The 1,846-nt window shown below is 45.2% G+C and carries 5 protein-coding genes; all 5 read left to right on the top strand.

Translation table 11 applies throughout. The features are described from left to right. The coding region (locus ACQ76X_RS35780; RefSeq protein WP_438498646.1) for a hypothetical protein at window positions 1-484 on the top strand (484 nt) is incomplete at its 5' end. A gap of 56 nt (window positions 485-540) precedes the next feature. Continuing rightward, window positions 541-723, top strand: a complete 183-nt coding sequence (locus ACQ76X_RS35775; protein WP_379143544.1) for a DUF6906 family protein — start codon at window positions 541-543, stop codon at window positions 721-723. Window positions 724-907: 184 nt separating this feature from the next. Then, window positions 908-1,183: a hypothetical protein gene (locus ACQ76X_RS35770; protein WP_438498645.1), complete on the top strand. Its 276-nt coding sequence runs from the start codon at window positions 908-910 to the stop codon at window positions 1,181-1,183. Window positions 1,184-1,321: 138 nt separating this feature from the next. Then, a complete protein-coding gene (locus tag ACQ76X_RS35765; RefSeq protein WP_438498644.1) occupies window positions 1,322-1,534 on the top strand; it encodes a hypothetical protein in 213 nt (70 codons plus the stop codon). Window positions 1,535-1,567: 33 nt separating this feature from the next. Next, a complete protein-coding gene (locus tag ACQ76X_RS35760) occupies window positions 1,568-1,774 on the top strand; it encodes a hypothetical protein (RefSeq protein WP_438498643.1) in 207 nt (68 codons plus the stop codon). Window positions 1,775-1,846 lie beyond the last annotated feature (72 nt).

Below are 1,846 nucleotides of genomic sequence, written 5' to 3'. Positions count from 1 at the left end.
GCCAGAAAAACAGAACCTGTCCTATATACGAGGCATTTTAAATGGCTATCAACATCGTGGCGGCACGACTAGCCAACAAGCCGAGAAGACGGACGCATCTTTTATTTCTCCAGGGAAACCCAAGACTCCTAAGGGATCGGGGAGAAATACCAGTAGAAGTGGAAAGCAGCAGATTCCGATATCTGTCGATGATGGCAGTGGAGATGTTCCTACTCCGGAAAAAATGGCTGAAATGATGCAGAAAGCTCAGGAAATAAAGGATGCCAAGGCATCTGCAAAGAGATTCGGGGGAGGGCGAAACGAGAGCGGAAAAAGCAAAAAGCCGCAGATTGAAATTTGTACTCCGTCACATCAACCACGTACTCCTGAAGAAATTTCTTTGCAAGATGAGGAGTTTGCCAAGCTCCTGGCTGAAGCAGAGGAATATGAGAAGAAACAACTAGTAAATCAGGAACAAGCAAGTTTATCGATAAGGAAAATCTAATAGAACATAAGGGGTAACTTGTCACTTTAACTAACTGAAGGGGAGTCAGGCTAACTATGAAAACTGTCAAAGAATCGAAAAAGAACCGGGGATTTCGTCCAACACGGCGGCAAAAGCAAGTGATCAGCCTGCACCGTCTTACTCCTGAGAACTGGTTAGTGCTTCGTGCTACACCTGAGCAGCTGGAGCTGCTGCACAAAAAGAAGGGTACTACTCGCGTAGTGAACTGCTTGTCGTAATTAAAGAATCATCAGAAAGATTGAACTTTGGGGAAGCAGTAGGCTCCAGAGAGGATACTCACGGTTTAAAAACAGAACATACGATCTCTTTATATTATAAAACGGTAGTTAAAGGAGGATTAATCCGATAGCAGCCGGGCAATTCGGGCAGTTACAGCTACTTTAGGAAGGAGGTACCGTTGATATGAACCAGTGTACCGCGAGTCCGATTCACCCACGTGCCGTGGATATGATTAACAGTGCCCTCCAACATCTGCTTCTAAATGACAATGAATGCAAAATTGAGCGTCTGAAATTGCATGTATGCCCGAATTCTGAGATGGCACAATATCATTCCATTCCCACGGCTTTCGGAACACTCAGGGTATGTCCCAGCATTTATGTGACCAAAGGTGTGGCTTATGTGATTGAAGATTCAGGGCGTGGGGAAAAGGCCTTTGCCTGGGTTTGCCGCAGATAATAAAAGGCACTAGCGATACCCAACATCGGTACATAGCTCTCTGTATGATCGTACAGATGCTTTCGGAGTGATTAAGGACAAGCTCCTGCCGCAAGAGGTAATGAGAACTAACTAACCTACAAAGGAGAGATAAATGACATGGCAAAACAACCAAAGTTTAAGAAATCAGGCCTAAAACCGGAAGACAAGGTAATCATGCATTCCTGCTACGAAGCACGTAAGGAAGAAAATAAGGATAAAGTTTGGACGGTGAAATCGGAGCCGTGGGACCTGTGCGGATCAGAAGTGGTGCTCTTGGAAGGAAAGAGCGGTGGCTTTGCTACTGAATTTCTGAAGAAGTTTGAGGGTTAACCACCCTCTCCCCTAAAAAGGAGCTGATAAGCGATGCATGCTGAATGCAAATATTGCGATAACCCTATGCCTCCCACAACTTGCGGCGGCGACCTGATATGCAGCAGATGCGGCGCAGAATGGGCGGATGCACGCATGATTTGTGAGGATGAGGAATACGAGTCGCTGGATATTGACGAAGATGATGGCCCATTATTTGACGATTACGATGACGATTGGGAGGATGACCAGTATGAATGAGGCACTGAATTTATATGAAATTTCATATCCCGGATACTTTGACGAATTTCCTGATTATTCAATATTGAAAAC

It is taken from the genome of Paenibacillus sp. IHBB 3054 (assembly GCF_051594305.1).
GTDB lineage: Bacteria > Bacillota > Bacilli > Paenibacillales > Paenibacillaceae > Paenibacillus_AQ.
The sequence above is the reverse complement of the archived record's forward strand: the minus strand, read 5'-3'. Positions and strand labels throughout refer to the sequence as shown.